Source organism: Actinomadura graeca (assembly GCF_019175365.1).
In the GTDB taxonomy this organism is placed as follows: domain Bacteria; phylum Actinomycetota; class Actinomycetes; order Streptosporangiales; family Streptosporangiaceae; genus Spirillospora; species Spirillospora graeca.
In genome coordinates this window covers 4,038,612-4,063,644 of record NZ_CP059572.1, presented here as the reverse complement: position 1 = coordinate 4,063,644, position 25,033 = coordinate 4,038,612, and the positions used below count along the sequence as shown (strand labels likewise).

Below are 25,033 nucleotides of genomic sequence, written 5' to 3'. Positions count from 1 at the left end.
GTCAGGCGAGCGGGAACTCGTACTGGGCCGTGAGGTAGTGGGCGGGGGCGATAGAGATCGTGACCTCGACGGCGCAGCCCTCGGCGGTCATGCCCACGTGGGTTATCTCCACCACGGTACGTTCCGGGCTGATCTCCAGTGACCGCGCTTCGACTTCGGTGGGCAGACGGCTGGGCGTGATCTCCTCGCGTGCCGACACCTGCGGGTAGCCGAGTTCGCCGAGGGCGCTCTTGACGCCGCCCACGATGACCGGTCCCTCCTCCTCCAGGACCGTCCCGCCCGCGATCTCCAGCGGGAACCAACTGGCGTTGAGCCGGACGGGGATGCCGCTGGCCAGCAGACGCCGTCGCCGGACAAGGCAGTTCACCTCGCCAGTGGGTAGGCCGAGCAGCTCGGCGACGCGGGCTGGAGGTTCAGCGTGTTCGGTGGTGATCTCGTGCTGCGGTTCCAAGCCGCGCGCTCGCACCTCCGCATCGAAGGCGCCGCGGGCGCCGTTGTTCTCTCGCGTAGCGCGCTCATACCGCGCGGGTGAGTGCAGCATCGGCGGTAGCCACGTGACCATGGTTCCGCGGCCTTGCCGAGGGCGGACGATGCCCTCGGCCGCGAGCATCTGCATCGCTCGGTTCACCAGGCTGCGCGAGGCGCCATAGCGCTCCGCTAGCTCCGGTTCGGGCGGCAGAACGGACCCCGTGCGGTACGTCCCTTCGATGATTTCTTGACGAATCTTCGCGGCGATGTCACGGAAGCCATGGCGCTCCGAGTCGGGCATCTACCTGCTCCTTTCTTGCTCCCCGGCGCTTGCGAGGTGCTGCTTAGGTCTACCTAACCAGATGAAACGCCAAACGCCAAACGACTGGTGACCCTTGACAAGCCGGATGAGCCAGGCGCAGTCTAGGTACGCCAAACGACAAACGTTTGGCGTAACTGGACGGTAGGAGCATCTCGTGATTCCGCAGAAGTCCAGCAACATCCCGCAGTGGATCGCCGGTGTGGCGGCCGTGATCTTCGCGGTCAACAACCCGGAGAAGGCCGCCGCGCTGGTCAATCAGGTGATCGACGCGATCACCACGTTCTCGTCCTCGCTGGGTTGATCCCGCGATGACCGCCCCGTGTTCCCGGCTGTCGGCCCTCGGCGCACAAGCCACCAAGCGCGCCGCCGAGGGCCGCGTCTTCCGACCGATCACCGACCTCAACGAGGTGTCCGTGTCCTCTTCCCTGACCCCGTTCGCTGCGCTGGCCGGTGTCGACCTGCGCGGCGTCCCCATCACCGGTGCTCAGTGCCGGTTCGACCCCGAGTTGCACACCGGACCGGCCGGTGAGGAGACGCCGGGCGAGCGCGCGGCGCGTGAGCTGGTCGCGGTCGAGGTGTGCGAGTCCTGCCCGCTGCGCGGTGCGTGCTTGGAGGTGGCGCTGCGGATCCGTCCCGAGTTCGGGGTGTGGGCCGGTTTCACCGCCCCCGAACTCGCCGTCCTCGCCGTGCTGGCCGAGGACCACCCGGCCGGTGTCCGCCGGTCGGCGTGCGACCTGGATGAGGTGGCGTGACATGAGCGCCGATCCCGCCGTGTTCTCCGCCGGCTTCGTGGCCTTGTACGCCGCGCACGCCGTGGGCGACCACTGGGTGCAGCGGGCCTGCGAGGCGGCCGGTAAGGGCGCGGCGAGCTGGCGCGGCCGGTGGCTGTGCGTCCGGCACGTCGTGTCGCTGACCGTTCTCAAGGCCGCCGCTGTGACCCTCGCGGCCGTGGTGCTGGGGTTGGCGGTCGACCCGTTGGCCGCCGGGCTGGCGCTGGTGGTGGACGCGGCCTCGCACTACTGGGCCGACCGGCGTTCCACGCTGCTGGCGCTGGCCCGCCGCGTCGGCAAGGGCGAGTTCGCCGCCCTGGGCGACGGCGCCGCCGCGCCGGCCGGTACCGGCGCCTACGCCCTGGACCAGTCCTGGCACATCGGATGGCTGTTTGTGGCCGCGCTGATCCTCGCCTGACCTTCGACCACTTCACCGCACGACCCGCACAAGGAGAGTCCGTCATGGGCTGGAGCAAGAAGGACCACGAGAACGAGGCCACGCGCCTGCTGGCCAAGGCCGACCAGTACAAGGCCGCGGGCGACAAGGGCGCGCACGACACCCTGATGATCCAGGTCGAGGGCCACAAGCGGCTCGCGCGAGAGGGCGGCAAGTGATGGCGCGCTCCCCGGCGCGGTTCTTCGACCCGGCCGGCGCCCGGTACGGGATCCCGACGTGGCCGTGGCGGATGGCGCCGCCGCACCTGCGTACCCGACGCCAGCTGGCCGCCGAGGGGCTGCGCCCCGGTGGTCAGGACATCGCCGGTCAGGTGCTGTGGCGCTCGCGCCGCTACGCCGCGCCCGGCGGGGTCCGCGCCGCCTACCTCTACGACGTCCGCCTGGCGCTGCCCAAGCGGACCCCGACCGCCTCGCAGCGCGCCGCGCTGGCCAAGGCGTTGGCCGCGCGCCGGTACTGCCCGGTGTGCGGCCACGACGCCGGTTACGTCCTGCCCCGCCGTCTGGGCACCTGCCTGGACTGCGCCGATCTGGCCGGAGCGGAGGCGGCCGCGGCATGACCACCACCCTCGACCACCACGTTCCCGCCGGATCCGGCGCCCCGGCCCAACCGATCACAGAACCTCACGCGACCCCGGCGCCGTCCTCGACGACCGGCACCCGGCGGGCCCGCGCGCTGTCGTCGGGAGAGTTCGCCGCGGTTGCGACCGTCGCCGCGCTCGTTGCGGTCTTGGGCTTGCTGGGGTTCGTCAACAGCTTCGCGGCCGTGGCCGATGCCTCCCGCCCGTCGTTCGGGCGGCTGGCGTGGTCGGTGCCTCTCGGTATCGACCTGGGGATCGGTATCTTCGCCGCGTTGGACATCGTGCTGTCCCGGCTGGACATGCGGGTGCGGTGGCTGCGGCTGATCCCCTGGACGCTGACCGCCGCGACCGTGTACCTCAACGTGGCCAGCGAGCACACGGTGTTCGGCAAGGTCGCCCACGCGGTCCTGCCCGCGCTGTGGGTCATCGCCGTCGAGGTCGCCGCGCACGTCATCCGCGTCCGCGCCGGTATCGAGTCCGGCACCCGGATGGACGGGATCCGCACCTCGCGGTGGATCCTCGCCCCCTGGGCCACGCTCAAGCTGTGGCGCCGGATGGTGCTGTGGGAGATCCGCTCCTACCCCGACGCCCTCACCCGTGAGCGTGCCCGTGTCCTGGCGCTCATGGACCTGCAGGACACCTACGGCCGGTGGACGTGGCGCCGCCACGCACCCCGCCGCGTCCGCGCCCTGTACCGGCTCGGCGAACTCCTCCCCGCCGCCGACCCGGCGTGCGCCGTTGAGAGCCCGTCCGGTGGACCGGGGGCGGACGGGCCGTCGCTGCCCGCCGCGGACCGTCCCGCGCTGGAGTCCGGGCCGTCCGCCGCGCCCGCCGCCGGACCGTCCACGCCGCCGTCCCGGACCAGCAGGCGGACGGCCCCGGGCAGGTCCACGGCCCGGACCGGCGGACGGTCCGCCCGCCCGTCCCGGACGCGCAAGACCGGCAAGACCGCGCCGCCGCCGGACGTCGACGACCTCATGCCGCTGGGCTGGCGCATCGCCGCCGACCTCGGCGCCCGCGACGTGGCACTTACCCGCGACACCCTCGCCGCCCAGCTCCGCGAGGCGGGCCAGAGCGCCGGCAACGCCCGCGTCGGTGCCCTGCTCGCCCGCCTCAAGACCGAAGCACCCACCGACCCTGCAACCGTCCCGGCCGGCACGCCCGCAGCCGCGCCGGCCGCCGAGGGAGACGAACCGCGATGAGCTTCACCAAGACCATGGGCGAGGTCGTCCGCCTGCCCGTCCCGCACCCCGATCACCCCGCCGGCCCGGCCCCCGGCCTCGACGCGCCGGCCGCCTCGCCGGACGGCACCGGCAACGACGCCCCGCCCGGCCCGCCGGTACCCGCGCCCGTCCCGTCCGGCGACGACGGCGACGGCGATGGTGACGCCCTTGAGGGCCGCGTCCTGGTGGACGGCCCCGACACCGCCCGCCCGGACGTGCGCGCCCGCCGGATGGCCGCCGAACGTGACCGGCGCCGCCCGATCATCGCGCCGTGGCTGCGTGACCGCGGCGAGGCCCGCGCCACTGTGCGGTGGGCGGCCGGATACGCCGGTCACGTCACCGGCTATCACGCCGTCCGGATCCCGCTGTACGGCCTGCGGCTGGCACTGCGGTCCCCGCGCGGGCTGTACCGGGTGGCCGTGGGCACCGGCCGGTGGACGTTCGATCTGGAGTCCCGGCCGCTGCGCACTTACGCCATCGACCACCACGATGACGACGCCTATCTGCGGCTGATGAGCGAGCGCAATGACCGCGTCCGCGCCCGGATGCTCACCACCGGCGCAGGGCTGGCCGGTAGCGGGCTGGCCGCCGCCGCGGTGGCCGCCGCCGGCGGCGTCACCCAGACCATCGTGGTCGCCGCGCTCGTGGCGCTGCTGGGCTGGATCGGCACCCCGACCGACCGGCGCATCCTCGACACCGCCGTCGTCTCCACCAAGGCACCCAAGCTCACCTCGGAAATCGTGGTCCGGGCACTGTCGGCGCTGGGCAACGCCGAGATCAACAAGGCCGTCGGCAAGGGCGGGAGCGGGATCACCTTCCCCGCCCCGATCACCCGTGACGGCCCCGGCTGGCGCGCCGAGGTCGACCTCCCCTACGGGGTCACCGCCACCGACATCATGGAACGCCGAGACCGCCTGGCCTCGGGGCTGCGCCGCCCGCTGGGCTGCGTGTGGCCCGAACCCGCGCACGACCAGCACGCCGGGCGGCTGGTGCTGTGGGTCGGTGACCAGGACATGAACCAGGTCAAGCCGGCCGCCGGGCCGCTGGCCAAGACCGCCGCCCGCGTGGACCTGTTCAAGCCGGTCCCGTTCGGCACCGACCAGCGTGGACGCCCGGTCACCGTGGAACTGATGTACGCCAACGCCCTGATCGGCGCGATGCCCGGCATGGGCAAGACGTTCGCGATGCGGGTGCTGGCGCTGGCCTCCGCCCTGGATCCGGCCGCCGAACTGCGCGTCTACGAACTCAAGGGCACCGGTGACCTGTCGGCCCTGGAGAAGGTGGCCCACCAGTACGGATCGGGGCGGGATGACGACACCCTCGCCGAGTGCCTGGCCGCGCTGCGCGAACTGCACAAGGACCTGGAACGGCGCGCCAAGGCGATCCGCAAGCTGCCCAAGGACTTGTGCCCGGAGAACAAGGTCACCCCGGAACTGGCCGCCCGGCGGTCGCTGGGCCTGTTCCCCTCGGTGTTCATCCTGGACGAGTGCCAGAACCTGTTCGCACACCCCGACCTCGGTGACGAGGCCGACCGGCTGGCCACCGACATCATCAAACTCGGCCGCGCCCTCGGCGTCATCCTGCTGCTGGCAACCCAGCGCCCTGACAAGGACTCGCTTCCCACCGGCGTCTCGGGCAACGTCGGGCTGCGGTTCTGCCTGAAGGTCATGGGCCAGACTGAGAATGACATGATCCTGGGCACCTCGATGTACAAGAACGGGATCCGCGCCACCACCTTCACCAAGAAGGACAAGGGCATCGGCTACCTGGCAGGCGAGACCGACGACCCCCAGACCGTCCGCGCCTACTACATCGACAACCCCACCGCCGCCCGCATCGCCGGCCGCGCCCGCGCACTGCGCAAGGCCGCCGGAACCCTGACCGGGTACGCCACCGGCGAGGACGCCACCCCTGCCGCCGACGACGCCGGAACATCGCTGCTGGACGACATCGCCGCGGTCCTGCGGCCCGGCGAGGACAAGGTGTGGTCGGAGGTCATCGTCACCCGGCTGGCCGGCCTGCGCCCGGCCACCTACGGCGCGTGGGGCGCCCTGGACGCCACCAGCAAGGCCAAACAACTCACCGCCGCTCTCAAGCCCCACGGCATCGCAACCGGGCAGATTTGGGGACACGACGGAACCGGCAAGGGCAGCAACCGCCGCGGCATCGCCGCCACGCACATCTGCGACGCCCTCGCCGGCCGCGACCACACCACCCCGTGACGCCGCCCCGCGCCGCTGGGTCTAGCGGCCACCACCGCTAGACCTAGCGGCCCGGCTAGCGACCCACACCCTTTCTCACCTGCGATCAAGCAACTAGCGGCCCTACCTGCACCCATGCCGAAAAGCCGCCCTGGGAGGCACCTGTGACCCCCCTGCTCGCCACCGCCGGCCACACCGGCCCCGACCTCGGCGCCTGGATCCTGCTCGCCGTCCTCGCCGCCGCCGGCCACCTGCTCCACTGCGTGATCTGGCCGTATCGGCCGTGCCGTAAATGCGGCGGCGCCGGACGGTTCCGCTCCCCGTCCGGCCGCGCCTGGCGCTACTGCAACCGCTGCTCCGGCCGCGGCGCGCAACTGCGCACCGGCCGCCGCATCTGGACCCACCTCAAGAACACCAACCGCAACCGGTGACCAGGGCACGCCCCCGGCGACCTGACCAGCAACCAGGAGAACACCCCATGTACGTCTACATCTGCAGCGAGCCCGGACTCTGGACGGTCGGCTTCTACACCCCGGACGGCACCTGGCACCCCGAAAGCGACCACGCCGCCCGACAGGACGCCGCCGCCCGCGTCGCCTGGCTCAACGGAGCGCGCAACACCACCGAGAGCTGACATCACGCCTGGCCGGAGTATCACGCGGCCCCCGGCGCACAAGCCACCAAGCACGCCGCCGGGGGCCGCACCTCCGACCGATCACGGACCCCAACAAGGCCCTAACAGGAGGTACCCCCATCATGACGCACCCCGCCCGCCACGTCCCGCCTGTGGCCCGCAACGGCCTAAGCATCCTGGACGTGTTCGCCTGCGCCGGTGGCGCGGGCATGGGCTACCACCTCGCTGGATTCGACGTGACGGCCATCGACATCCAGCCGCAGCCGCACAACCCATTCCCCTTCATCCGCGCCGACGCCCTCGACGCGCTGGCCGACCGGACATTCCTCGCCGGATTCGACGCCATCCACGCCAGCCCGCCATGCCAGGCATACACCCTCGCGCAGCGGATCCGCGGCAACACACACCCCGACCTCATCGCCCCCGTCCGCGCCCTCTTGCAGGCGTCCGGGCTGCCGTACGTGATCGAGAACGTCCCCGGCGCCCCGCTGCACAACCCGGTCACGCTGTGCGGGGCGATGTTCCCCGGCCTGCGCGTCTACCGGCACCGCGAGTTCGAGACCAGCCACCCCGTACCCGCCCCGGCGCACCCGGCGCACGCCGCGCCGCTGCGCAAGATGGGCCGCCCGCCCCAGCCCGGCGAGTTCGTCCACGTAGTCGGCAACTTCTCCGGCGTCGACTACGCCCGCGAGGCGATGGACATCGCCTGGATGACCCGCGACGAACTCCGCGAGGCCATCCCGCCCGCCTACACGCTCCACATCGGCACCGCACTCGCCGACGCCCTGACCGCAGGGGAGGTGGCCGCATGACCCGCCCGGCCAAGCCGTCCGCGCCCGTGACCCGGATGACCGCCGAGTTGCGCCGAGGGAACGCGATCTACATCCGCGGTATCGGCACCGTCCCGGTCGTCGGCGTTCTGCCGCTGCCGCGCGGTCAGGCGCTCATCGTGCTGGCCCGCGATGACCTCGCGGTGATCAGCACTCCCGCCGCCGAATGGGAAGCGCTGTGCGCCGATGCACCGGTGGAATTCCTCGCCCGCGTCACCTTCTGCTCGACTTGCCGGGGGGTGGGCCGCACATGCCGACTGTGACCATCTCACCCGCCCGCCACGCCTGGCAGCGGCACGACCGGTACAACGCCACCTGCCTGCGGTGCGGCACGCACGCCCAGAAACGGCCCTCGCCGTATGGACGCCGTTGGTTCACCGAGTGGCGGTTGCCCGATGGCACCTACGTCAACGACCATGACGGGCGCCCCACCCCGCCATGCCGACCCCGCACCGACACTGAGGTCGGGCGCAGTCAGGTCTCAGGAGACGCCGGTGAAGCCGGGGTCAAGCAGGGTGTCGATGAGGGCGCCGCCGTCGCCGTAGATCAGGGTGTCGGTGTCCCAGTCGAGTTCGACGTCGTCCAGCCCGCGGGAGCGGACGAGGTTGTCGTAGTTCTTCAGCGCGATTCGGGTCTCATCGGTCATGGCACCGACCGTAGCCCGGTGCCGCCGAGCGCGCAGCGCACCGGCCGCGGCCACGCCCGGCCGCAGCACTTGACCAGTGCGGCACTGGACTACGCGCGCCGCGGGTGGCGGGTGTTCCCGGTCCGCCCGGACGCCAAGAAGCCGCCCGCGCTGCACAGCCAAGCCGCCTGCCCTGGCCGCGGCCCCTGCGCGAGCGGGCACCGCAAGTGGGAGGACCGCGCCACCACCGACCCTGACCGCATCGCCGCCGCGTGGGCGCACGCACCCTACGGCGTCGGGATCGCGTGCGGCCCGTCCGGGCTGGTCGTCATCGACCTGGACGTGCCCGCCCCCGGCGAGCAACCGCCCCCCGGATGGGCGCTGCCGGGCGTGCGGGACGGCGCCGACGTGCTCGCGGTGCTGGCCGAACGCGCCGGCGCTGCCATCGACTTCGACACCTTCACCGTGGCCACCCCGCGCGGCGGCATGCACCTGTACTACACCGCCCCGCCCGGAACCCGGATCGGCAACCGCGCCGGCGAGCGCGGCGCCGGACTGGGCTGGAAGGTCGACGTCCGCGGCTGGGGCGGGTACGTGCTCGCCCCGCCCAGCACCAACACCGGCCGCCCCTACCGCCTCACCCACGACACCGCCCCGGTCCCCCTCCCGGAGTGGCTGACGGGCCTTCTCACCCCCGCCCCGCCGGCGCCTCCCCCCTTGGAGTGCCCCCCGGCCACCGCGGACCCGATCGCTGATCTGCCGGCCTATGCCCGGACGGCACTCCAAGGGGAGGGGCAGCGGGTGGCCGGCGCGCGCACCGGTGGCCGCAACCACGCCCTTAACAAAGCCGCCTACAACCTCGGCCGTCTCGTCGGCGCCGGCCTGCTCACCGCCGACCACGCCGCCGATCACCTCACCCAAGCCGCCGCCGTCCACCTCGGCACCGGCGGACTCACCCCCGCCGAAATCCGCACCACCATCGCCTCCGGCCTCACCGCCGGAACCCGCAACCCGCGCACCATCACCAGGGGGAACCCCGCATGACCACCAACCCCGCCACCCCGGACGACCAACCGGTGAACGGCGCCGCACTGCTCGAATCGCTGCGCGCCGCCCTCACCCGGTACGTCATCCTGCCGAGTCCCCAGGCCGCCGACGCCGTCGCCCTGTGGATCGCCGCCACACACGCGCAACCGGCATGGCCGCACGCCCCGCGCCTGGTCATCCGCGCCCCGGAAAAGCGGTGCGGAAAGTCCCGGCTCTTGGACGTGGTCGAGGCCACATGCCACGTCCCGTTCATCACCGTCAACAGCAGCCCGGCCGCGGTCTACCGGTCCATCACCGACGACCCGCCCACGCTGCTGGTAGACGAAGCGGACACCATCTTCGGGGCGAAGGCCGATGGGAACGAGGATCTGCGCGGACTGCTCAATGCCGGTCATCAGCGCAACCGCCCCGCCAAGCGGTACGACGCCAACGCCAACCGCGTCGAATCCATCCCCACCTTCGCCATGGCCGCGCTCGCCGGAATCGGCGCCATGCCCGACACCATCGAAGACCGCGCCGTCGTCATCCGCATGCGCCGCCGCGCTCCCGGCGAAACCGTCTCCCCATTCCGGCACAAGCGCGACCGGCAACCGCTCCGCCAACTCGCCACGGACCTCAACACCTGGCTACGCGCCGACCTCAACACATTGGAGGCCGCCGAACCCGCAATGCCCGTCGAAGACCGCGCCGCCGACACCTGGGAACCGCTCGTGGTCGTCGCCGACCACGCCGGTGCCCCTTGGCCCGAACGCGCCCGCGCCGCCGTCCTCGCACTCACCGCAGACGCCGACGACAACGGCCAGATGTCCACCCGGCTCCGCCTGCTCACCGACTGCCGGACCGCATTCGGCGCCGAGACCGCCCTTCCCACCGCCGTTCTCCTCGACCGCCTCAAGGCCGACCCCGAAGCACCCTGGGGCGATTACGGCCCCAACGGGCTCACCGCCATGAAACTCGGCACCATCCTGCGCGAATACGAGATCCGTTCCGACACCATCCGGTTCCAGAGCGGGCAGGCCAAGGGCTACCGCCGCGCCGACTTCACCGACGCATGGGCGCGGTACTGCCCCGCCGACGACACCCCGCCCGGCAATGCCGAACCGGCCACCGTCCTGCCCATGCCGGGGGTAGGCCGTACCAGCCGTACCAGCCTCAACACCGCAGGTCAGACCCGATGAGGCTTACCCGGCTGGTACGGCTCAAGCCGTACCACCCTGCCAAGTCGTACCGCACCTGACCAGCAAAAACGAGGCTGGTACGGCTGGTACGGCTACCCCTCCCATCACCGACACCCCGACGCCAGCGCACGAGCCACCACGCATGCCGCTGGCCAACGTCGGCCCAACCGATCCCCCCTCAAAGTGAGGTCGCCCGTGAAAACGGCAATCCGTCCCAAGGAAATGCTCACCCTCGCCGAGGTGTGCGCCGAGATCAAGATTTCGCGATCCACCTTCTACGACTGGCGCGCCAAGGGACTCGCGCCGGAATGCTCGAAAATCCCGAACGGCGAACTGCGCGTCAGCCGCGAAGACCTCGATGCGTGGTGGGAAGCTCGGAAGGTGGCCGCCTGATGCAGAACATCACCTACGACGCCCGCATCTACAAGACCGAGGTCTACAAGGGGAAGAGCGTCACCACCTACACCGCCCGGTGGAAGGTCGGCCCCCAGGTGTGGCGCGAATCCTTCCGTGTCAAGGCTCAAGTCGACAGCTTCCAAGCGGAGCTGCGCGCCGCCGCCCGTAAGGGTGAGGCGTTTGACGTCACGACCGGCCGCCCGGTGAGTTGGGGACGCGCCAAGAAAGACATGTCCTGGTATGCGTTCTGCCTTGCCTACGTGGACATGAAGTGGAAGGGCATCTCTGCCAAGCACCGCGCGAACACGGCATGGGCGCTCGTCACCGTCACGCCCGTGATGCTCGCCACCGAACGCGGCAGGTCCAAAGACCAGCACATCCGGACCGCGCTTCGCCGGTGGGCGTTCAACACCAAGAACCGTCCCACGTGCCCGCCGGACGTCGCCGAGGTTCTGCGCTGGGTCGAGAACAACACCAAGCCTATGTCCGTGTTGAACGACCCCGCCGCCGTGCGGGAACTTCTCAATGCCGCGGCCACGCGCCTCGACGGCAAGCCGGCCGCGCCGTCGACCGTCCAGCGCAACCGCGCGATCCTGCACCACGCGTGCGAATACGCCGTGGAAATCGGCGTGTTGCCCAACAACCCGATCAAGACGACGAAATGGAAGGCACGGAGTAAGAGTTCCGCCGAGGTCGACCGCCGTTCGGTGGTCAACCACGCCCAAGCGCGCCGACTTCTCGGAGCGGTCCGCCGGCAGAGGCCGAGCGGGCAACGCCTCATGGCGTTCTTCGCCGTCATCTACTACGCCGCCCTTCGCCCGGAAGAGGCTGTGAACCTCCGCGTCGAGAACGTCACGCTTCCCGCCCTGGTCTGGGCGGACGACACACAGAAGTGGCAGGAACCCATCGACGACTGGGGAGAACTGCACTTCAACACCGCCAGTCCGGAAGTCGGAACCGACTGGACCGACGATGGCGCCAACCGGGAACGGCGCCAGCTCAAAGGCCGTGCCGAGGGGGCATGGCGCCGCGTGCCGACCCCGCCACCGCTTACCCGCATCCTGCGCGCCCACCTGCGGGACATCGGCCCCGGCCCCGGCGGGCGCCTGTTCTGGGGAATCCGCGGCGGCGAGCTGGCCAGCATCACCTACCGCCGCGCGTGGGATGCGGCCCGCCGCGTGGCGCTCAGTGAGGCCGAGTACGCCTCGCCGCTCGCCAGGAGGGTCTACGACCTCCGGCATGCCTGCGTGTCCACCTGGCTCAATGGGGGAGTGCCGCCGACCGACATCGCCGAGTGGGCCGGCCACAGTGTTGAGGTGCTGCTACGCGTCTATGCGAAGTGCATCGAGGGGCAGCACGAGGCAGCCAAGCGCCGCATCGAGCAGGCACTACGGGACGGCTGAACTCAGAGAGCCGGATGCGCCCGCACAAAGGAAACGGCCCCAGCCACGTACGCCGTGGTCTGGGGTCGTCGCCCTTCCCCTGGAGGCGCTGATCCTTTTCTTGAAGCGCCCCTAGGAGTGTCGGCGAGCCGGTCTAAGGTGCAGACATGGATAAAGGAGTTCTCAGCGCCGATGCCGTCTTGAAGACGCTCGCGGAGTATGACCAGCTTGGGCAACAAGAGTTCCTTGCCTTGTATGGGTACCGTCCTGCCCGTTCGTACCTACTTGTCCATGAGGGTAGAGAGTACGACTCCAAGGCCATCGCCGGAGTGGCGCACAAGTACGAGTATGGGCAGCCTCTGACGTGGGAGGACTTCAGCGGTGGTCGGGAAGGCGCTGCACGCTGGCTTCAGGATCTTGGCTTTTCTGTCAAGGTGCTACGCAACCCGGACTGGGCATGGGATGAGCTTGTCCTTGCCTGCGACCTGGTAGCTAAGAACAACTGGAAGGGGTTGGACGCGGCTAACGCGGACGTGGTCGAGCTTTCCCGGTTGCTCAACCTCGCCCCAATCCACAGCCCGGAGTCCCGTAGCGACACCTTCCGCAACCCGAACGGCGTCGCACGCAAGACTTTCGACCTGGCTACCCACCACCCCGACTACACCGGAAAGCCGACCAATGGCGGGGCGCTCGACCTCGAAGTCATCGACGCCTTCCTCAAGCGGCCTCACGAGATGGCCGAAGCTGCTGCTCTCCTGCGCGAGGGTCTTGCGTCTGGCGACCTCACTGGCGGCAGCCTGCCGAACGACGACACCGAGTCTGAGGACTTCAGTGCTCCCGAGGGCCGTCTACTCCTCCGGCGCCACCTGTCCCGCGAGCGCAGCCGGAAGCTTAGAAGGCGGAAGATCGACAGCGTTCTCAAGCTTGGTGGAACTCTGGCCTGCGAGGCCTGTGGCTTCGACTTCGAGAAAACGTACGGTGCCCGCGGGGCCGGCTACATCGAATGCCATCACGTAGTCCCCCTCCACCAGGCCGGAGAGGGTTCAACCAAGCTCAGTGACCTCGCCCTCATCTGCGCCAACTGCCATCGCATGATCCACCGCGCAGCACCGTGGCCTACCCCAGCCGAACTCAAGGCGCTCATCGAACAAGCTTGAGTGCGACACCGATCGGAGAGCCCGTGACGCCAGAGGAAATGATCAGCCATGCGGAGGAACTGGAGGAGATGGCTAAAGCTCTTCAGGAGCACGCCGCGGCGCTGAAGAGCCATGCCGCCTCACTGAAAAGGGCAGACCGTCTCCTGGATGAGCCAGTCCTTGCCACGCAGACCGGGCACCAATATCACAGCCCGTATACCCCCTGCGGATTCGCACGCGACCCGGAGAAGGTAAGGCAGATCACCCTTCGGCAGGCAGGTGAGCAGGGCCTTCTCCCTTGCACCGTCCGGGAGTGCCGGGCCACTCTGACCGTCCCATGAGCCTGTGCGGTCTCAGGCGGTCGATGGGGCGGCACGGTGCTCTTGCCGCGATCGTGCCCGGTGAGCAGGCACTGCAAGGTGACTGACGTTCCGCACGCATTCCGCACGGCCACCCGCAACCTGCCGGTGACGGTCGGACACAGCCGGACAGACGAGAGAAGCGCCCGGACCTGTTCTTGCAGGTCGGGCGCTTCTTTGCGGTGCCCGATCAGGTGGGCAGGGGCGGGGTCGAACCGCCGACCTTCCGCTTTTCAGGCGGACGCTCGTACCGACTGAGCTACCTGCCCAGGACGCGCGGGGCGCCTGGCGGTCCTGACGGGATTTGAACCCGCGGCCTCCACCTTGACAGGGTGGCGAGCACTCCTAACTGCTCCACAGGACCTTGCTGCTCCGAGCCTAGTGGCTCGGGAGGGGTGTCTTGGCCGGGTGACCGGCGCTTGGCGACGTCCGAGAGCATACGCGATGGCCGAGGGCGGCGCCAACTCGTTAAGGGGTTTGCGGACGGGGGGACGGGGAGGACCGGTGGTAACGGAGAGGTACCGGGCGGATACCGATCCGGGGTGGGTTCAAAGGGTGGTGTAGAGGGGGTTTCGCATTGTTGGCGGGGTTCCTACTCTGACCCGGGTCAGAGGTGGATGATGCGAGAGAGGCCGGAACGCATGGTCGAAAAGCTCCCAGATCAGGCTGCAGATGACTACCAGCGAGGACTCGGCACCCGCCAGATCCAGATGCTGGCGATCGGCGGGACGATCGGCACGGGGTTGTTCCTCGGGGCCGGAGAGAACATCGCGAAGGCGGGGCCGAGCCTGATCCTGACCTACGCGGTCGCCGGGCTGATGCTGTTCTTCGTGATGAGGGCGCTCGGTGAGCTGCTCGCGTACCGGAGGGCCGAAGGGGGGTTCGCCGGGTATGCCCGGGAATTCCTGGGACCCTTCTGGGGGTACGCCACGACGTGGACGTACTGGATCATCTGGGTCACGACCGGCATGGCGGAACTGACCGCGGCCGGGAAGTACGTACAGAAGTGGTGGCCGGACGTCGAGCAGTGGCAGACGGCGCTGGTGGCGCTGCTGGTGCTGTTCGTCGTCAACCTGATCTCGGTCAAGCTGTTCGGTGAGCTGGAGTTCTGGTTCGCCATGATCAAGGTCGCGGCGATCGTGATGATGATCCTCGTCGGGATCGGGGTGCTGGTCTTCGGGTTCAGCGACGCGGGGAAGACGGCCGAGGTCGGGAACCTGTGGTCGCATGGCGGGGTCTTCCCGGAGGGGATCAGCCCGACGCTGATGACGCTCCAGATGGTCATGTTCGCCTACCTGGGCGTCGAGCTGGTGGGCGTGACGGCGAGCGAGGCCAAGGACCCGGAGAAGAACATCCCGAGGGCGATCAACGCGCTGCCGGTGCGGTTCGCGCTGTTCTACCTGGGGTCGCTGCTGGTGATCCTGTCGGTGGTGCCGTGGACGGAGTTCAGGGGCGGCGCGAGCCCGTTCGTGCTGGCCTTCGACAAGATCGGCATTCCGGGCGGGGCGGACATCGTCAACTTCGTGGTCCTCACCGCGGCGCTGTCGTCCTGCAACGCGGGCGGGCTGTACTCGACGTCGCGGATGCTGCGGACGACGGGGGTCAACGGTGACGGGCCCAAGGCGCTGGCCAAGCTGAACGGACGCGGTGTGCCGGTGCTGACGGTCGTGATCTCGACGCTCGTCATGGGCATCGGCGTGATCGTCAACGCGGTGGTGCCGGAGAAGGCGTTCGAGTACATCACGTCCGTCTCCACCGGCGGGGCCATCCTGGTGTGGACGGTCATCCTGGTGGCGCACATGGTCTACCGCCGGCGGGTGGCGGCCGGGACGGCGCCGAAGTCGCCGTACCGGATGCCGTGGGCGCCGTACACGAACTGGATCGTGCTGGCGTTCTTCGTGTTCGTCACCGTGACGATCGCGTGGGAGGCCGACACCAGGATCGCGCTGTATGTGATGGCGGGATGGCTCGTGGTGATCGCGGCGGGCTGGCCGATCGTGCGGCGCAACTCGCAGGACGCGACGAAGGTGAAGGTCGCGCTCGCGGAGGAGAGTACGAGCGCCTGATCCGCCCGGGACGGGGCGTCTCCACCACGGGACGCCCCGTCCCGGTGCGATGATGGGCCCGACCCTCGGAGGCGCCTGTGCCCGGCGTGCCACGCACCAGGCTGGAAGTCCGCGTCCGCTGGGTCCTGATGGTCGTGGTCGGGGTCGCGAACCTGGTCGGCGCGCTGGTGGTGCTGCTGTTCGCGACGTTCGTGGTCCCGGATCCTCCGCTGGACGATCGTGACCATGTCCATCTGGTGAACGCGGTCGTGTTCTTCAGTTATCCCCTGGTCGCGGGGCCGGTGGCGTTGTCGATGGGGCTGTGGCTGTGGCGTCCGGTCGTCAGCCTGGTGCGGGACGGCGGGGTCCCCGACCGCAGGCAGGGCCTGGCGGTGCTGCTGGGTCCGCTCAGGCTGACCATGCTCGTGGGCGGTTTGTGGGGATTCGGTGCGATCGGGTGGGCCGTCCTCGACTATGTGCTGTTCACGGGGCGGCTCGCGGTGAAGACCGGGCTGACCTGCCTGCTGGGCGCGGCCACGACCTGCACGATCATCTATCTGCTGTCGGAGCGGCTGCTGAGGCCGGCGGCGGCGCTGGTGCTGGCGGCGGAGGGGCCCCGGCGGTTCCGGCTGCCGGGCGTGACGACGCGGGTCATGCTGGCGTGGGCGCTCGGGACGGCGATCCCGGTGTTCGGGCTGATCTGCGTGGCGGTCGCGGCGCTCGCCGCGCCGGACATCGGCACCACGCAGCTCGCGATCACGATCCTGGGCCTGGGCGGCGCCGCATTGGTGGCAGGTGTCTATGTCACCTATATGGCGACACGGGCGATCGCTGATCCGATCAAGTCGGTGCGGACGGGCATGGCGCAGGTCGAGCGCGGCGACCTGGAGGCCGAGGTCTCGGTGTACGACGCGAGCGAGGTGGGGCAGCTCCAGGCCGGGTTCAACCACATGGTCGCCGGGCTGCGGGACCACGAGCGGCTGCGGGATCTGTTCGGACGGCACGTCGGCGAGGAGGTCGCCGGCCTCGCGCTGGAGCACGACATCACGCTCGGCGGGGAGACGCGCGAGGTCGCGGTGCTGTTCGTCGACCTGACCGGCTCGTCGAGACTGGCCGAGACGCGCAGCCCGGACGCGGTGGTGGGGCTGCTCAACCGGTTCTTCGGCGTGGTGGTGACCGTCGTGGCCAAGCACGGCGGCTGGATCAACAAGTTCGAGGGGGACGCGGCGCTCGCGATCTTCGGGGCGCCCGCGGAGGTGCCGGACCCGGCGGGCGGCGCGCTCGGCGCGGCGCGCGAGCTGGCGGCCCGGCTGCGTGAGGGGGTGCCGACCCTGGACGCGGGCATCGGCGTCTCCGCGGGCCCGGTCGTCGCCGGTTACATCGGCGCCGAGCAGCGCTTCGAGTACACGGTGATCGGCGACCCGGTCAACGAGGCGGCCCGGCTGAGCGACCTGGCGAAGCTCTCGCCGGGACGGGTCCTCGCCGCGGCCTCCGTCCTGGACCTGGCACACCTGGGCGAAGCGGACGAGTGGGACGTCGGCAGGACGGTGACGCTGCGGGGCCGCAGCCGTCCGACGCGGCTCGTCTCGCCGCGGCCGCACACCGTCCCGCAGCCCGCGCGGGCGCCGGAGGACGAGGCGCCATCGGCCCGCCGCATCCGCTTTCCGCGTCCGCCGGGGTTGCGCAGGACCCGCAAGCTCGTCCTCGGGACGCTGATCCTCGCGCGGGCGGCGCGGCTCTCCCGTCCCGCGGGCAGGGAGCCGGGACTGACAGCGGTACCGGACGGGAGCGCGGCGCCGAAGGCCGAGCCGGATTCGGGGCGGGAGTCGCGCGCAGGGCCTGAGCTGCGGACGGGGCCGGAGTGGGGACGGGAATCGGCGGCCCGACCCGATAAGTCAGGAGAAACCGAATAACTGCCACGTTCCAGACGCGTGCCGTGTTCCCCTCGCGCCCTGCCCTCGCGGATACGTATTGTCACTGGCCGTACATAGTCTGCTTCCGCGCTGTCACCCCGGTGTCATCGAGTCGATCAACCGTGGGGGGTGACACCGTCCAGCATTCGAGAGGTGAAGATGTCCCGACGGTACGGTCTCGCGTTCGTCGCGGTCGCGGCCACGACGACGATCACCGGATCCATGACGGATGCCGCGGCCGCGGACCCGCCCCCCGCCCCCTCCTCGCTTCCCGCCTTCCCCGAGCCCCGTCCCCGCGCCGTCCCGGCTGCGGCACTGGCCGCGAAGGTCGCCAACGTCGCCCACCGGGGCGCGTCCGCCTACGCGCCGGAGAACACCCTCGCGGCGTTCCGGCTGGCCCGCGCCCAGCGCGCGGACGCCTTCGAGATCGACGTCCAGGAGACGAAGGACCACAAGCTCGTCGTCCTCCACGACTCCACCCTGACCCGGACCACGAACGTGGAGACCGTCTACCCGGCCCGCGAGACGTCCAAGGTGTCCGGTTTCACCCTCGCCCAGATCAAGCGGCTGGACGCGGGCTCCTGGTTCGCCTCCAAGTACAAAGGCGAGCGCGTGCCCACGCTGGGCGAGGTGCTGACGGCGATGGACGGCCGCGGCATCGGGGTGCTCGTGGAGATCAAGAACCCGGCCGCCTACCCCGGGATCGAGAACCGGATCGCCACCGAGCTGAAGCGGCACCCGTCCTGGCTGCGTCCCGACCCGCGCCAGCGCAGGCTCGCCGTCCAGTCGTTCGACTGGACGTCGGTGAAGCGCTTCCACTCGGCGCTGCCCGCCGTGCCGACCGCGCTGCTCGGCACCCCCAAGGTCGCCGACCTGCCGAAACTCGCCAAGTACGCCGACCAGATCAACCCCACCTACGGGTCCCTGACCGCGTCCTACGTCAAGAAGGTGCACGCGGCCCGCATGCGCCTCCAGACCTGGACGCTCGACGACCGCACCAGGATGCGCAAGGCCGTCGGCCTCGGCGTGGACGGCATCATCACCAACAAGCCGGACATCCTGGACGACGTTCTGGTCGCCACGAAGTCCGAGGACGTCTGAGCGGTCCCGGGGCCACGCGGTCCCGGGGTCATGTCGTCCCGGGGTCATGTCGTCCCGGCCCCGCGTCTCATGCCCGGCCATCGCGCCTAGCTAGGGACTGTCTCGAAGTGGCCTCGGCCCCGTGCGCGAACGCGATGCCGCGTTCGCCCAGGTCCGGTCGCGTAGCGAACCGTCAGGCGAGTGAAGTGGGCCGGGACTGTACAACGCAGCCTAGGCCGGCCACCGCGCGCGGGCCCGGGAGATGAGGGCGCGCGCCGCGGGACTGCGAGGGCCCTCGGCGCGCCAGGCGAGCGCGATCCGGCCCCGCAGCCGGGGCCGGACGATGGGCATCAGGTGCAGCTCGTCCGCGTAGGCGCGGGCGGCGGACTCGGGCAGGATCGCCACGCCGAGCCCCTGCGCCGCGAGCTGGGCGAGGACGGGCGGCTCGGCCGCCTCGAACGCGATCCGCGGGCGCAGGCCGGCGTCCGCGCACGCCTCGTCCAGGACGGCGCGCAGCCCGGTGCCCTTCGGCAGGCTGACGAGGTCCCGGGTGGCGAGCGTCCGCAGCGCGACCGTCGACCGTCCCGCCAGCTCGTGCCCGGGCTCGACGGCCGCGTACAGCTCCTGCTCGATCACCACCTGGGTGCGCAGGCCCTCGGGACGCTCGGATCCGAGGCTGATGAACGCGAGGTCGATCCGCCCGCTGAGCATCCCGTTCACGAGGGAGACGGAGTCGTCCTGCGTGACGGTGATCTCCACGTTCGGGTGGTCGCGGTGGAACCCGGCGAGCATCGAGGGCAGCTCCAGCGACCTGATCCAGTCGACGGTGCCGATGGTGACGTGCCCGCGGAGCAGCCCGGTCAGCTCGTCCACCGACAGCCGCGCGCCCTCGACCGCCGCGAGCGCCGCCCGCGCGTAGGGCAGCACGGCGGCGCCCACCTCCGTCAGCCGGACGGTCCGCCCCGACCGGTCGAGCAGCGGCTGGCCGAGCTCGCGTTCGAGCTGCCGTATCTGTGCGCTGACCCCCGGCTGGGCGACGTGCAACCGGGCCGCCGCCTTGGTGAAGCTCGCCTCCTCCGTCACCGCCACGAAGTACTCCAGCTGGCGCAGCTCCATAACCAATGATGCTAACAGCGCCAACGTCCATTTCCGAGGCTTCTGCTGGAAGGGCTTCATCGTGGTGACCCCGGCGGTGTCAGGGGCGCGGACGCGTGCAGTCCGCCTCGCCGGACGAAAACGCGGCAACGCGACCGTCCGGACCAATTCTTTGACGTCTCTTGGGCACAACACGCCCGTTTTCAGGCTTGATTCCGGTCTGGGGGGTGATTACCTCACCAGCGGGAGGTCGTGTGTACGGACGGGGCACATGGTCCATACGGGTGCGGATGACCGTCATGGCCGCGGCGGTCACCGCCGTGATGTGTGCCGTTCTGGCCGGATTGATCGTCGCGGGCGTGCGCGGGAACGAGTCCGACTACAGGCGCGACGAGGCCACCACGGCGGCGCTCCGGCTCGCCTACCAGATCAAACGCGACCGTGTGCCCGCGGAGCTGACCGGCCCGGACAAGATCGTCCTGCAACTCCTGGACGACCGGAGGACGGTGCTCGCGGCGACACCCGGCGTGCACGGCAGCGCGCCGATCGCCTCATTCGTCCCGGAAGGAAACAGTGTCTACGCCGACAAAATGTTGTGCCCCCCGGCGGGACTTGACGGCTGCATGTCGGTCGTCGCGTTCCGCGTCTACCAGCCGGGCGGGGACTGGATGGTCTACGCCGCAGCCAGAAAGGTGCCCTGGTACGTCAGCTCCAGCCTCTGCACGTTCCTCGTCAGCATCTCGCTGCTGGTGATCCTGCTGGTCGGCCTGCGCACCTGGCGGACGGTCGACCAGACCCTCGCCCCGGTGGACGCGATCCGGGCGGAACTGACCGAGATCACCGCGCGCCGCTCGGGCCACCGCGTCCCGGTGCCGGAGAACCGCGACGAGGTCAGGCTGCTGGCCGAGGCGGCGAACGCGACGCTCGACCGGCTGGACGCCGCCCTGGAGCGGCAGCGCAGCTTCACCTCCGACGCGTCCCATGATCTCCGCAGCCCGATCGCGGCGGCGCGGGCGCAGATGGAGGAGGCGCTGATGTACCCGGAGGACGTGGACTGGCCGCGGACCGGGCGTTCCGTCCTGCAGAGCCTGGACCGCCTCCAGGCGATCGTCACCGACCTGCTGGAACTGGCCCGCCTCGACGCCGGCAAGTGGAGCAAGTCCGAGTCCGTCGACCTCGCCGCGCTGGTCACGATCGAACTGGCGAGGACGGACCGCAGCAAGCGGGTCGTCACGCACCTCCAGGAAGGCGTGACGGTCAACGGCGACCGCCTGCGGCTCGTCCGGCTGCTGACGAATCTGCTCGACAACGCCGAACGGCACGCCGAGACGCGGGTGGACGTCAGCGTCCGCCGCGAAGACTCCACGGCCGTGCTGGAGGTGCTCGACGACGGAGCCGGAATCGCCGAGTCCGACCGGGAGATCGTGTTCCAGCGTTTCGCGCGCCTCAAGGACGGACGGAGCCGCGACGCGAACGGCACCGGCCTCGGCCTCCCGATCGCCCGCGAGATCGCCAAGTCGCACGGCGGCGACCTCACGATCGAGGACAGCGAGCGCGGCGCGCGCTTCGTCATGCGTGTGCCCCTCGACCCCTCGCGCCGTGACGAACAACGCTGACGCCCCACACCCCTTCACGGACGGCGCAGCGCGGACGGGATGACGGGGAGCAGAGGTGGCTGGGTGGTGGCCGGAACCGCAGAGATGGGTTCGGGGAGTGTGTTCACTGGGTGCTTCGGGAGCGGGTTAATAGGAAGAACCCCTGATGAAGCCGAGGTCGGCGCCGCTTTGGGTGAGCCGGTCCCTGAGGATCCAGGCGTTCAGCAGGCGGGAGGTCTGGATCAGGGGCCAGCCACTCACGCCTTGCGCGTCTGGGGGTCTCGGGCGGGACGACGATCAGCGCGCTGTCGCCGCGGTCCTCGTGGTGGCAGGCGTCCCAGGGCACCCGGACTCCTCGAACGCCTCCCGCAGGAACGGCCGAGGTGGCCGAGGGATGCCTGGCGTGACCTGGGGCATCGGCGCTTGCGCGGGCGGCGGAACCTGGCACGGCGTGGGTTGCGGCCCGGTCTGGTGGGGCTGGAGCCCCGCGTGTGCGGGGAGGGCTGCGTAAAGGTGCCAGAAGAAGGGGCACGCGAGGTGCGGATGCGTCATGTGGAGGTGGCCCGTGGGCTGACCGTACCCACCGGCCGGACCGTAGGGATGGGTGACGGAATGTTGGGCCGATCCGGGTGTGAACTGGCGCAAGAGCAGCCGGAGCCTTGAGGGCGGCGATTGTGTGGAGGTCGCGGCTCCTGGCGGCGGCGGGTGCGTGCCCGCCTTCGGGCAGCCGGTCGAATTCCGGTAAAAGTCGTGGTCAGGCGAAGATGCCGGGCGGATGCTTGAAATACTGGGGCGTGGCCGATCACGCTCGCCGGCTGGACGCCGCGCTCCCAGGGGTCTTCCGTGCCGGTCTCACCGTCCGGACGGCGTACTCGTCCGATGCCTCCATCTACCGGCGCGTCCCGGCCGCGGTCGCGGAACCGCGGACGGTCGACGATCTCGCCAGAATCCTCGGGCTGGCGGAGGAGGAGAACCTTTCCGTGACGCCACGTGGTGGCGGGACGTCGATCGCCGGCAACTCCATCGGCTCGGGGATCGTCGTGGACACCTCACGCCACCTGCGGCGGATCCATTCGATCGATCCCGAGGCGCGCACGGCCGTGGTCGAACCGGGCGTGATCCTGGACGACCTGCGCGCCGCGGCCGGCCGGTACGGGCTCACCTTCGGGCCCGACCCGTCCAGCCATTCGCGCTGCACCCTCGGCGGGATGATCGGCAACAACGCGTGCGGGTCGCACAGCGTGGCGTGGGGGATCACGTCCGCGAACGTCGAGGCGCTGCGGATGCTCCTGCCGGACGGGCGCGAGCTCGCCGCCGGGCGCGGCACGTCCGGCGACGTGGCGGTCGACGCCGAGCTGCGGCGGCTCCGTGACGCGCATCCGGGTCACCTCCGGAAGGAACTGGGCCGGTTCAGCCGCCAGGTGTCCGGCTACGGGCTGCACCATCTGCTGCCGGAGAACGGGTTCGACGTAGCGAAGGCGCTTGTCGGCGCAGAGGGAACGTGTGGTCTCGTCACAGAGGCGACGGTCAAGCTCGTTCCGGTGCCGAAGGCGCGCGCGCTGGCCGTCCTTGGTTTCCCGGACGTATTCGTGGCTGCCGAGGTCGCCCCTTTCGCCGCGGAGTCCGGTGCCCTGACGGTGGAGGGGATGGCAGCCGACCTCCTCACCGCGCTGAGGCAGCAGCCGGGACGCGCGGACGCGGGCTCCGACCTCCCGTCCGGCGGCGGCTGGCTCTACTGCGAGGTCGGCGGCGAGACGGTGGCGGCGGCGCGCGACGCCGCGCACGCGCTCGCCGAGTCCGTCCGGGAACGGGTGCCGGAGACGACCTCGGTCGTGGTGGACGATCCGGTACGGATGCGGGCGTTGTGGTGGATCCGCGAGGCCGGTTCGGGGATCGTGACCCGGCTGCCGGACGGCGGCGAGGCGTGGCCCGGCTGGGAGGACTCGGCCGTCCCGCCGTCGCGTCTCGCCGGATACCTGCGCGAACTGTACGTCCTGATGAGCGGGCACGGGCTGCGCGGCGTCCCGTATGGGCATTTCGGGGAGGGTTGCCTGCATCTGCGGGTCGACTTCGGGCTGGACGAGCCGAGCGGCGTCGCCGGTTACCGCGCGTTCGTCGAGGACGCGGCGCAACTCGTGCTGTCTCACGGCGGGACGGTGTCGGGCGAGCACGGTGACGGTTTCGCCCGGTCAGAGCTGCTCGCCGCGATGTACACGCCCGAGGTGCTGCGCGCCTTCGCCGCGTTCAAGGCCGTCTTCGACCCGGGCCGCCGCCTCAACCCGGGGGTGATCGTCGACCCGGCGTCGCTGGACGCCGGCCTGCGTCCGGGACCGGGCCGGGACGCGCTGGCGATCACACCCGTCCACGCGCTGCGCCGGGACGGCGGCTCGTTCGCGGCGGCCGTCCACCGGTGCGTCGGCGTCGGCGCGTGCCGCGACCTCGGCGCGGGCGCGATGTGCCCGTCGTTCAAGGCGACCCGGGACGAGGTGCACTCGACGCGGGGCCGGGCCCGCGTGCTGGCGGAGATGCTGCGCGGCGAGTCGCTGCCGGACGGCTGGCGCTCGGAGGAGGCGCGCGAGGCGCTGGACCTGTGCCTGTCGTGCAAGGCGTGCGCGAGCGAGTGCCCGGTCAATGTCGATATGGCGACCTACAAGGCGGAATTCCTCTACCGCCATTACGCGGGACGCCGCCGTCCCATGGCGCACTACTCGATGGGCTGGCTGCCGCTCTGGTCACGTCTCGCCACCGCCGTCCCCGGGGCGTCCCGGCTGGTCAACGCGGTACTGGCGCGGGAGCCGGTCGCGCGGGCGGTGAAGCGGGCGGCCGGTGTCGAGCCGCGGCGCCAGATGATCCACTTCGCCGACCGCACGCTGCGCGGCTGGTTCCGCGACACCCACGGCCCCCACACCCCTCGCGCTCCCCGCGGCGAGCGTGGTGGGCGCAATGGGGTAAAAGGTCGGGGTTCCGGGACGGTCGTGTTGTGGCCCGATACGTTCACGGAGTACCACTCGCCCGAGGTCGGGCGGGCCGCGGTCGAGGTCATGGAAGCGCTCGGATACCGCGTCCTGATCCCGCCCGGCCGCGTCTGCTGCGGGCTGACCTGGCATTCCACCGGTCAGCTGGGCGTCGCCCGGCGGGTGCTGAAGCACACCCTCGATGTCCTGGCGCCTGCGTTTGAGGCCGGGCTCCCGGTCGTCGGGCTGGAGCCGTCCTGCACCGTTATGCTGCGGAACGAGGCGCCCGAGCTGCTCCCGGACGACCCTCGCGCGCGGCTGCTGGGGAAGGCCACCATCACCCTCGCCGAGCTGGTCGCCGGGCACGAGGGCGACTGGCCGTTCGGGACGCTCGACGCCGCGGCGATCGCGCAGGTCCACTGCCACCAGGAGGCCAAGGGCTCGTACGCGCCCGACCTCGCCGTCCTGACGCGCCTCGGCGTGGACACCGACGTCATCGGCGCCGGCTGCTGCGGTCTCGCGGGCAACTTCGGCTTCGAACCCGGCCACTGGGACGTGTCGCAGAACTGCGCGGAACGCGAGCTGTTCCCCAGAGTGCGCGGCGCGGACGGCGAGCTGATCCTCGCGGACGGCTTCTCCTGCCGGACGCAGGTCGCCCAGGGCACCGGCCACCGGGCCCTTCACCTCGCCCAGGTCCTCCACCGGGCGCTCACGTCAGGGTCCGGCGCGACCGCCTGACGCGCCGG

25 protein-coding genes and 2 tRNA genes are annotated in these 25,033 nt (G+C 70.8%); 22 read left to right on the top strand and 5 right to left on the bottom strand.

Going from position 1 to position 25,033, the window contains the following annotated elements; translation table 11 throughout:
- Position 1 precedes the first annotated feature (1 nt).
- Positions 2-769 (bottom strand): GntR family transcriptional regulator, encoded by a 768-nt coding sequence (locus tag AGRA3207_RS17800; protein WP_231335795.1) that lies wholly within the window; start codon positions 767-769, stop codon positions 2-4.
- Between the two features lie 175 nt (positions 770-944).
- Between AGRA3207_RS17800 and AGRA3207_RS17795 the strand changes: the two genes are divergently transcribed.
- The 11 genes from AGRA3207_RS17795 (at position 945) to AGRA3207_RS17745 (ending at position 7,745) form a co-directional block, all read left to right on the top strand.
- Positions 945-1,091: a hypothetical protein gene (locus AGRA3207_RS17795; RefSeq protein WP_231335794.1), complete on the top strand. Its 147-nt coding sequence runs from the start codon at positions 945-947 to the stop codon at positions 1,089-1,091.
- A 7-nt stretch (positions 1,092-1,098) separates the two neighbouring features.
- Positions 1,099-1,542, top strand: coding sequence for a WhiB family transcriptional regulator (locus tag AGRA3207_RS17790; protein WP_231335792.1), 444 nt, complete (start codon positions 1,099-1,101; stop codon positions 1,540-1,542).
- A 1-nt stretch (position 1,543) separates the two neighbouring features.
- Entirely contained in the window at positions 1,544-1,978 is a 435-nt protein-coding gene (locus AGRA3207_RS17785; protein WP_231335791.1) for a DUF3307 domain-containing protein, read from the top strand.
- A 44-nt stretch (positions 1,979-2,022) separates the two neighbouring features.
- Entirely contained in the window at positions 2,023-2,175 is a 153-nt protein-coding gene (locus tag AGRA3207_RS17780) for a hypothetical protein (RefSeq protein ID WP_231335789.1), read from the top strand.
- Positions 2,175-2,573, top strand: coding sequence for an RRQRL motif-containing zinc-binding protein (locus AGRA3207_RS17775; protein WP_231335788.1), 399 nt, complete (start codon positions 2,175-2,177; stop codon positions 2,571-2,573). The genes AGRA3207_RS17780 and AGRA3207_RS17775 overlap by 1 nt, the downstream gene beginning before the upstream one ends.
- Positions 2,570-3,796: a DUF2637 domain-containing protein gene (locus tag AGRA3207_RS17770; protein WP_231335787.1), complete on the top strand. Its 1,227-nt coding sequence runs from the start codon at positions 2,570-2,572 to the stop codon at positions 3,794-3,796. The genes AGRA3207_RS17775 and AGRA3207_RS17770 overlap by 4 nt, the downstream gene beginning before the upstream one ends.
- Positions 3,793-6,039 carry a P-loop NTPase family protein gene (locus tag AGRA3207_RS17765; protein ID WP_231335786.1) on the top strand — a complete coding sequence of 749 codons (2,247 nt, stop codon included), beginning with the start codon at positions 3,793-3,795 and terminating at the stop codon, positions 6,037-6,039. The genes AGRA3207_RS17770 and AGRA3207_RS17765 overlap by 4 nt, the downstream gene beginning before the upstream one ends.
- Positions 6,040-6,182: 143 nt before the next feature.
- Positions 6,183-6,449, top strand: coding sequence for a cobalamin B12-binding domain-containing protein (locus AGRA3207_RS17760; RefSeq protein ID WP_231335785.1), 267 nt, complete (start codon positions 6,183-6,185; stop codon positions 6,447-6,449).
- Between the two features lie 47 nt (positions 6,450-6,496).
- Positions 6,497-6,652, top strand: a complete 156-nt coding sequence (locus tag AGRA3207_RS17755) for a hypothetical protein (RefSeq protein WP_231335784.1) — start codon at positions 6,497-6,499, stop codon at positions 6,650-6,652.
- Positions 6,653-6,774: 122 nt separating this feature from the next.
- Entirely contained in the window at positions 6,775-7,464 is a 690-nt protein-coding gene (locus tag AGRA3207_RS17750) for a class I SAM-dependent methyltransferase (RefSeq protein WP_231335783.1), read from the top strand.
- The gene (locus tag AGRA3207_RS17745; RefSeq protein ID WP_231335782.1) at positions 7,461-7,745 is read left to right on the top strand and encodes a hypothetical protein; all 285 of its coding nucleotides are present in this window, start codon (positions 7,461-7,463) and stop codon (positions 7,743-7,745) included. Before AGRA3207_RS17750 ends, AGRA3207_RS17745 begins: the two co-directional genes overlap by 4 nt.
- A gap of 218 nt (positions 7,746-7,963) precedes the next feature.
- Here the strand turns inward: AGRA3207_RS17745 and AGRA3207_RS17740 are convergent, their stop codons facing one another.
- A complete protein-coding gene (locus AGRA3207_RS17740) occupies positions 7,964-8,128 on the bottom strand; it encodes a hypothetical protein (RefSeq protein ID WP_231335780.1) in 165 nt (54 codons plus the stop codon).
- 18 nt (positions 8,129-8,146) lie between these two features.
- On the opposite strand from AGRA3207_RS17740, the gene AGRA3207_RS17735 reads away from it, so the two are divergent.
- The 5 genes from AGRA3207_RS17735 (at position 8,147) to AGRA3207_RS17715 (ending at position 13,267) form a co-directional block, all read left to right on the top strand.
- Complete coding sequence (locus AGRA3207_RS17735; RefSeq protein WP_231335779.1) at positions 8,147-9,151, top strand: bifunctional DNA primase/polymerase; 1,005 nt, start codon at positions 8,147-8,149, stop codon at positions 9,149-9,151.
- Positions 9,148-10,332, top strand: coding sequence for a DUF3631 domain-containing protein (locus AGRA3207_RS17730; RefSeq protein ID WP_231335778.1), 1,185 nt, complete (start codon positions 9,148-9,150; stop codon positions 10,330-10,332). The genes AGRA3207_RS17735 and AGRA3207_RS17730 overlap by 4 nt, the downstream gene beginning before the upstream one ends.
- Positions 10,333-10,527: 195 nt before the next feature.
- Positions 10,528-10,725, top strand: a complete 198-nt coding sequence (locus AGRA3207_RS17725) for a helix-turn-helix transcriptional regulator (protein ID WP_231335777.1) — start codon at positions 10,528-10,530, stop codon at positions 10,723-10,725.
- The gene (locus AGRA3207_RS17720; RefSeq protein ID WP_231335776.1) at positions 10,725-12,131 is read left to right on the top strand and encodes a tyrosine-type recombinase/integrase; all 1,407 of its coding nucleotides are present in this window, start codon (positions 10,725-10,727) and stop codon (positions 12,129-12,131) included. Before AGRA3207_RS17725 ends, AGRA3207_RS17720 begins: the two co-directional genes overlap by 1 nt.
- A 146-nt stretch (positions 12,132-12,277) precedes the next feature.
- Positions 12,278-13,267 (top strand): HNH endonuclease, encoded by a 990-nt coding sequence (locus AGRA3207_RS17715; RefSeq protein ID WP_231335775.1) that lies wholly within the window; start codon positions 12,278-12,280, stop codon positions 13,265-13,267.
- A 533-nt stretch (positions 13,268-13,800) separates the two neighbouring features.
- On the opposite strand, the gene AGRA3207_RS17710 is transcribed toward AGRA3207_RS17715, so the two are convergent.
- Positions 13,801-13,874 (bottom strand) — tRNA-Phe (locus AGRA3207_RS17710).
- A 17-nt stretch (positions 13,875-13,891) separates the two neighbouring features.
- Positions 13,892-13,969: transfer RNA gene (locus tag AGRA3207_RS17705), tRNA-Asp, on the bottom strand.
- A gap of 277 nt (positions 13,970-14,246) precedes the next feature.
- Between AGRA3207_RS17705 and AGRA3207_RS17700 the strand changes: the two genes are divergently transcribed.
- From AGRA3207_RS17700 to AGRA3207_RS17690, 3 genes are all read left to right on the top strand, one after another.
- On the top strand, positions 14,247-15,671 hold the full coding sequence (locus AGRA3207_RS17700) for an amino acid permease (RefSeq protein ID WP_231335774.1): 1,425 nt from the start codon (positions 14,247-14,249) through the stop codon (positions 15,669-15,671).
- Between the two features lie 86 nt (positions 15,672-15,757).
- On the top strand, positions 15,758-17,563 hold the full coding sequence (locus AGRA3207_RS17695) for an adenylate/guanylate cyclase domain-containing protein (RefSeq protein ID WP_231335773.1): 1,806 nt from the start codon (positions 15,758-15,760) through the stop codon (positions 17,561-17,563).
- A gap of 159 nt (positions 17,564-17,722) precedes the next feature.
- Positions 17,723-18,664, top strand: a complete 942-nt coding sequence (locus tag AGRA3207_RS17690; RefSeq protein ID WP_231336311.1) for a glycerophosphodiester phosphodiesterase — start codon at positions 17,723-17,725, stop codon at positions 18,662-18,664.
- A 210-nt stretch (positions 18,665-18,874) separates the two neighbouring features.
- Here the strand turns inward: AGRA3207_RS17690 and AGRA3207_RS17685 are convergent, their stop codons facing one another.
- Positions 18,875-19,759: a LysR family transcriptional regulator gene (locus AGRA3207_RS17685; RefSeq protein ID WP_231335772.1), complete on the bottom strand. Its 885-nt coding sequence runs from the start codon at positions 19,757-19,759 to the stop codon at positions 18,875-18,877.
- 269 nt (positions 19,760-20,028) lie between these two features.
- Here AGRA3207_RS17685 and AGRA3207_RS17680 point away from each other — a divergent pair, with 269 nt between their 5' ends.
- The 3 genes from AGRA3207_RS17680 to AGRA3207_RS17675 all read left to right on the top strand — a co-directional run bounded on the left by AGRA3207_RS17680 (position 20,029) and on the right by AGRA3207_RS17675 (position 25,025).
- Complete coding sequence (locus tag AGRA3207_RS17680) at positions 20,029-21,354, top strand: sensor histidine kinase (protein ID WP_231335771.1); 1,326 nt, start codon at positions 20,029-20,031, stop codon at positions 21,352-21,354.
- A gap of 583 nt (positions 21,355-21,937) precedes the next feature.
- Entirely contained in the window at positions 21,938-22,078 is a 141-nt protein-coding gene (locus AGRA3207_RS40250; protein WP_420830893.1) for a DUF397 domain-containing protein, read from the top strand.
- 49 nt (positions 22,079-22,127) lie between these two features.
- On the top strand, positions 22,128-25,025 hold the full coding sequence (locus tag AGRA3207_RS17675) for an FAD-binding and (Fe-S)-binding domain-containing protein (RefSeq protein ID WP_231335770.1): 2,898 nt from the start codon (positions 22,128-22,130) through the stop codon (positions 25,023-25,025).
- The last annotated feature ends 8 nt before the right edge of the window (positions 25,026-25,033 follow it).

What these genes read in the sequence shown, in the direction of transcription:
- AGRA3207_RS17800 (WP_231335795.1), bottom strand. Translation starts at nt 769, where the DNA reads ATGCCCGACTCGGAGCGCCATGGCTTCCGTGACATCGCCGCGAAGATT.
- AGRA3207_RS17790 (WP_231335792.1), top strand. Translation starts at nt 1,099, where the DNA reads ATGACCGCCCCGTGTTCCCGGCTGTCGGCCCTCGGCGCACAAGCCACC.
- AGRA3207_RS17785 (WP_231335791.1), top strand. Translation starts at nt 1,544, where the DNA reads ATGAGCGCCGATCCCGCCGTGTTCTCCGCCGGCTTCGTGGCCTTGTAC.
- AGRA3207_RS17780 (WP_231335789.1), top strand. Translation starts at nt 2,023, where the DNA reads ATGGGCTGGAGCAAGAAGGACCACGAGAACGAGGCCACGCGCCTGCTG.
- AGRA3207_RS17775 (WP_231335788.1), top strand. Translation starts at nt 2,175, where the DNA reads ATGGCGCGCTCCCCGGCGCGGTTCTTCGACCCGGCCGGCGCCCGGTAC.
- AGRA3207_RS17770 (WP_231335787.1), top strand. Translation starts at nt 2,570, where the DNA reads ATGACCACCACCCTCGACCACCACGTTCCCGCCGGATCCGGCGCCCCG.
- AGRA3207_RS17765 (WP_231335786.1), top strand. Translation starts at nt 3,793, where the DNA reads ATGAGCTTCACCAAGACCATGGGCGAGGTCGTCCGCCTGCCCGTCCCG.
- AGRA3207_RS17755 (WP_231335784.1), top strand. Translation starts at nt 6,497, where the DNA reads ATGTACGTCTACATCTGCAGCGAGCCCGGACTCTGGACGGTCGGCTTC.
- AGRA3207_RS17750 (WP_231335783.1), top strand. Translation starts at nt 6,775, where the DNA reads ATGACGCACCCCGCCCGCCACGTCCCGCCTGTGGCCCGCAACGGCCTA.
- AGRA3207_RS17745 (WP_231335782.1), top strand. Translation starts at nt 7,461, where the DNA reads ATGACCCGCCCGGCCAAGCCGTCCGCGCCCGTGACCCGGATGACCGCC.
- AGRA3207_RS17740 (WP_231335780.1), bottom strand. Translation starts at nt 8,128, where the DNA reads ATGACCGATGAGACCCGAATCGCGCTGAAGAACTACGACAACCTCGTC.
- AGRA3207_RS17730 (WP_231335778.1), top strand. Translation starts at nt 9,148, where the DNA reads ATGACCACCAACCCCGCCACCCCGGACGACCAACCGGTGAACGGCGCC.
- AGRA3207_RS17720 (WP_231335776.1), top strand. Translation starts at nt 10,725, where the DNA reads ATGCAGAACATCACCTACGACGCCCGCATCTACAAGACCGAGGTCTAC.
- AGRA3207_RS17715 (WP_231335775.1), top strand. Translation starts at nt 12,278, where the DNA reads ATGGATAAAGGAGTTCTCAGCGCCGATGCCGTCTTGAAGACGCTCGCG.
- AGRA3207_RS17700 (WP_231335774.1), top strand. Translation starts at nt 14,247, where the DNA reads ATGGTCGAAAAGCTCCCAGATCAGGCTGCAGATGACTACCAGCGAGGA.
- AGRA3207_RS17690 (WP_231336311.1), top strand. Translation starts at nt 17,723, where the DNA reads ATGTCCCGACGGTACGGTCTCGCGTTCGTCGCGGTCGCGGCCACGACG.
- AGRA3207_RS17685 (WP_231335772.1), bottom strand. Translation starts at nt 19,759, where the DNA reads ATGGAGCTGCGCCAGCTGGAGTACTTCGTGGCGGTGACGGAGGAGGCG.
- AGRA3207_RS17680 (WP_231335771.1), top strand. Translation starts at nt 20,029, where the DNA reads ATGACCGTCATGGCCGCGGCGGTCACCGCCGTGATGTGTGCCGTTCTG.